Genomic DNA, 4,385 nt, shown 5'->3' on the forward strand with positions numbered 1-4,385 from the left:
GTTCACCGCATGTCCACCGTCGATATCGGCGATCTCCATCGTCGGCCAAGCTGCCGCCAGCTCGTCGCGGCAGGGCTGGAAGGCCCGCTCATGCCGGCCGTTGATCAGCAGCGTGGGCACTTTCGGCACCGCGTCGCGCCCGTAAAGGGAGAGGGCCGGCGCCGTCTCGCCGATCAGCCGCAGGTAGGTCTCTATCTCGATCCGGTCGGCATCTTCCGCCAGCACCGACTTGATCGGCTCGGGAAAGCGCCTGGCATGGCGCGGGTGAAACACCTCGCGCCCCATCGCCTCGCGCCCGCCCTCCCTGATCCGCGCGATCCGCCCCTCGCGGATCTCCGTCTCTCCGGGTCCGAAGGCATCGCGGAACGTGGTGCGCGAGTTGGTGAAAGCCTGCGCCGCCACCCGTTCCGGATGCGCCAGCGCGTAATGCAAGGTGACACCTGCGCCAAAGCTCTGCCCGCAGAGGCACCAACGCTCTACGCCCAGATCAGCGCGGATACGCTCCAGCTCGGTCACCAGCGCACCGGGCGCGGCATCTTCACCCGGCTCGAGCGGCGGCGAGGCGCCGTGCCCCGGCAGGTCCACCAGAACAAGCGGAAACCGCGCTGCCAGTGCCGCACGGTTCAGATCCCACATCCTCCGGCTGGCAAACATGCCGTGCAGCAGCAGCAGGGGCACGCCCTCACAAGGGTCTCCGACCAACTCATGAAACATCTGCGGCATCTGTTCTCTCTCTACGACCTCGCCGCACCCTAAGCCAGGCGCCGGTTGGCTTTGACCGCGCCCGAGGTCATGCACCGCAAACCTCCGGTCAGCCCCCTGCGGGCCCGGCCACGCCCCTCTTTTTCTTGAAAAAGGCGCGCGGCTCGCCCGAGGTTTCGAGGAGCCAGTCGATGAAGTGCTTGGTTTTCGCTGAAACCGATTTCATTGTAGGCCAGATCACGTGAAAGGCTGCGCCGGTCGTCACCGGCTGGCCAAAGGGGCAGATCAGCTTACCCGCCTCCAGCTCCTGCGCCAACAGGTCCACCTGCCCCAGAGCCAGCCCGAAGCCATGCTCTGCCGCCTGGTAAACCAGGAGCGAGCTGTCGAACTCCTGCCCGCTCAGGTGACCCAGGTCCATCTCGGCCTGCGCCGACCAGATCTCCCATTCCTTGCGCCTGTACTTGGCATGGAGCAGCTCCGCGCACGCCACGTCGTCCGCACTTGCAAATCCGCCGCGCGCCTCCGCATAGGAGGGGCTGCAGACGACGTCGACGGTTTCGTCGAACAGCTTGCGGCTCTTTGCATCCCGCCACGTCCCATGTCCGAGCTGAATGGCCACGTCGAGATGGGTACCGCGAAAGTCGAGTGGCTCGACCGTGGTATCCAGCCGAAATCGATAGTCGGGATAGAGTGCCTGGAATTCTCCGAGACGCGGCAGAAGCCAGTGCTGGGCGAAGGTGGGATAGATCCTCAGTTTGATGGTGTTCTCGCTCTCTTCTGAAAGCACCCCGTGCGTCGCACGCTCCAGTTCCTCGAAGAGCACGCTCACCTCTCCGCCCAGAGTTCGGCCCACGTCGGTCAGCTTCACAGAGCGCGCACCCCGGACGAAGAGCTTCACGCCGAGGTAATCCTCCAGGGTCGAGATCTGGCGGCTGATGGCAACCTGGCTCACTCCCATGTAGCGTGCAGCGGAGGTGAAAGTCTTGTGCTGAGAGGCAATGGCAAAGGCCCTCAGCGGGTTGAGCGGCAGGTCTCGGTAGCGGCGATCCATAAGCGGAGGTTTCCCTTGTCCGACCAGAATGGCGGTATTGTCCCGTGCCGCGATGTTTAGACTGCCTTGAAGATGATGTGAATTGGATGCCCGCCCGATGGATTTTCGCCTGACCGACGAACAGCAGATGTTCCACAACACCGTGCGCCGCTTTGCCGAGACCGAGCTGGCCGAGGGCGCCTCGGCCCGTGCGAACGCCGAGAGCTACCCTTGGGACGTGGCCGAGAAATTCGCCAGGATGGGCCTGTTGGGCATCACCATCCCCGAGGCCGATGGCGGCGTCGGCGGCGGGCTGGTCAACGCGATTCTGGCGATCATGGCGGTGGCAGAAGTCTGCCCCCGCTCGGGCGATGTGATTCAGGCTGCCAACTTCGGGCCGGTCCGCACCTTCGCCGAGTTCGCCACGCCCGAGCAGAAGGAACGCTATCTGGGCAGGGTTCTTGCCGGAAAGGCGCTGATCTCGCTCGGCATGACCGAACCCGAGGCAGGCTCCGCCGTGACCGACCTGCGCACCTCCGCCACCCCTGACGGCGACGGCTACCGGGTGAACGGCACCAAGATCTTCGGCACGCACTCCTCCGAAGCCGAGGTCTTCCTGGTCTACCTCCGCTATGGCCCCGGGGTCGGTGGCATCGGCTCGGTGCTTATCGAAAAGGGCACCCCCGGCTTCACCATTGGCAAGCCCTCCACCTTCATGAACGGCGAGACCTGGTCGCAGCTCTACTTTGACAACGTCTACGTACCAAAGGAGAACGTTCTGCTCGGCGCCGGTGGCTTCAAGAAGCAGATCGCGGGCTTCAACGTCGAGCGGCTGGGCAACTCGGCCCGCGCCCTCGCGGTCGGTCGCCACGCCTTCAACCTCGCCCGCGACCACGCTGCACAGCGCAAGCAGTTCGGCCGTGCGCTCTGCGAGTTCCAGGGCCTGCAATGGAAATTCGCGGAGATGGCCGTGAAGCTCGAGGCCGCAAGCCTCCTGCTGATGCGCGCCGCCGTGGCCGGTGAGGAAGGCCTGCCCTCGGCTCAGGATACCGCCATCGCCAAGCTCGCCTGCAACGAGGCCGGGTTCTTCGCCGCCAACGAGGCGGTGCAGATCCTCGGAGGCCTCGGCTTCTCCGAAGAGAGCACGGCCCAATATGCCCTGCGCCGCACCCGTGGCTGGATGATCGCCGGCGGCTCCATCGAGATCCTCAAGAACCGCATCGCCGAGGGCGTATTCGAGCGCCGCTTCTCACAGCGTGCGCCCCGGGCCATGGCCGCCGAATGATGGGACGGCCCGAGGCAGAATTCCTGAAAGCCCTCACCGCGCCCCGCACGGTGGCGCTCGTAGGCGCATCGTCCAACCCCAGCAAACTCACCGCCCGCCCGATGACCTTCCTGCGCCAGCACGGCTACCAGGGCCGGATCATCCCGGTGAACCCCGGCAGCGCCGAGGTCATGGGCCTGCCCGCCGCGCCCTCCGTCACCGAGATCCAGGAGCCTGTCGATCACGCCTATATCCTGCTCGATGCCGACCCCGCGCTGACCGCGCTCGAGCATTGTGCAGAGATGGGCGTCGCCGTCGTCTCCATACTGGCCGACGGCTTTGCCGAGGCCGGCCCCGAGGGCCTTGCCCGGCAGCAGCGGGCCGCCGCCATCGCCCGTGACGCCGGCATCCTGCTGATCGGCCCCAATTCCACCGGCACCGTGTCGACCGCCTCCGGCTTTGCCTGCACCACAAACGCCGCCTTCGCCACGCCCTCCATCACCCGCGGCCATACCGCGGTGCTGTCTCAGAGCGGCAGCGTCATCGGCACATTGCTCTCGCGCGGGCAGGAGCGAGGCCACGGCTTCTCCACCCTCGTCTCCCTCGGCAACGAGGCCGGCACCGGCGTCGGCACCCTCGGCCAACTCCTGCTTGACGACCCCGACACCCACGCCTTCCAACTCTTCCTCGAAACCATCCGCGACGCGGACGCGCTCGAGGCCTTCGCCCGCGCCGCAGCCCAGCGCGGGAAGCCGGTGGTGGCCTACCTGATCGGCGCCTCCGAGGAGGGCCGCCAGCTCGCCGTCTCCCATACCGGCGCCCTCACCGGCGGCCGAGCTGCCGTCTCGGGCTTCCTGCGCGAGATCGGCATTCACGAGGCGCAGCAGTTTGACACCCTCATCGAAGCGCCCCGCGCCCTCTCCCGCGTGCGCCTGCCCGAGGGGCGTCCACGCCGGGCCACGGTCATTTCCACCACCGGCGGTGGCGGCGCCATGGTCATCGACCAGCTCGCCGCCCGCGGGGTCGAAATCGGCGGGCTGAGCGAGGCCGCCCGGGCAGATCTGTCTGCCCGCAATATCCCCCTCGGCCACGGCAAGCTCGTCGATGTCACCCTCGCCGGCACCCGTTACGAAACCATGCGCGCCGTCGTCGACCGCCTGATCCGCGACCCCGAAACCGGCGTGCTCGTCGTCGCCGTCGGCTCTTCGGCCCAGTTCAACCCCGAGCTGGCGGTGGCCCCCATCGTCGATGCGGTCAAGGATGCCCCTAAAGGCGCGGCCCCGGTGATGGGCTTCCCCCTGCCCCATGCCCCCGAAAGCCTCGCGTTGCTCGACGCCGCAGGCATCCCGAACTTCCGCAACCTCGAAACCTGCGCCGAAACCACGGCCC

The 4,385-nt window shown here is 67.0% G+C and carries 4 protein-coding genes; 2 read left to right on the forward strand and 2 right to left on the reverse strand.

Features of this window, described 5'->3' with window-relative positions; translation table 11 throughout:
• On the reverse strand, positions 1 to 723 hold a 723-nt coding region (locus DYI42_RS23215; protein WP_213549402.1), incomplete at its 3' end, for an alpha/beta fold hydrolase.
• 88 nt (positions 724 to 811) lie between these two features.
• The gene (locus DYI42_RS23220) at positions 812 to 1,753 is read right to left on the reverse strand and encodes a LysR substrate-binding domain-containing protein (protein ID WP_213549403.1); all 942 of its coding nucleotides are present in this window, start codon (positions 1,751 to 1,753) and stop codon (positions 812 to 814) included.
• Between the two features lie 97 nt (positions 1,754 to 1,850).
• Here DYI42_RS23220 and DYI42_RS23225 point away from each other — a divergent pair, with 97 nt between their 5' ends.
• Both DYI42_RS23225 and DYI42_RS23230 read left to right on the forward strand, forming a co-directional pair.
• A complete protein-coding gene (locus tag DYI42_RS23225) occupies positions 1,851 to 3,017 on the forward strand; it encodes an acyl-CoA dehydrogenase family protein (RefSeq protein ID WP_213549404.1) in 1,167 nt (388 codons plus the stop codon).
• Positions 3,014 to 4,385, forward strand: a 1,372-nt coding sequence (locus DYI42_RS23230) for a CoA-binding protein (protein WP_213549405.1), incomplete at its 3' end; no start/stop codon positions are given. The genes DYI42_RS23225 and DYI42_RS23230, both read left to right, overlap by 4 nt.

The sequence above is a fragment of the Vannielia litorea genome, assembly GCF_018424695.1.
Classification (GTDB): Bacteria; Pseudomonadota; Alphaproteobacteria; order Rhodobacterales; family Rhodobacteraceae; genus Vannielia; species Vannielia litorea_A.

Bases quoted from the DNA above. Each gene is read 5' to 3' on its own strand.
- DYI42_RS23225 (WP_213549404.1), top strand. From the start codon at position 1,851: ATGGATTTTCGCCTGACCGACGAACAGCAGATGTTCCACAACACCGTG.
- DYI42_RS23220 (WP_213549403.1), bottom strand. From the start codon at position 1,753: ATGGATCGCCGCTACCGAGACCTGCCGCTCAACCCGCTGAGGGCCTTT.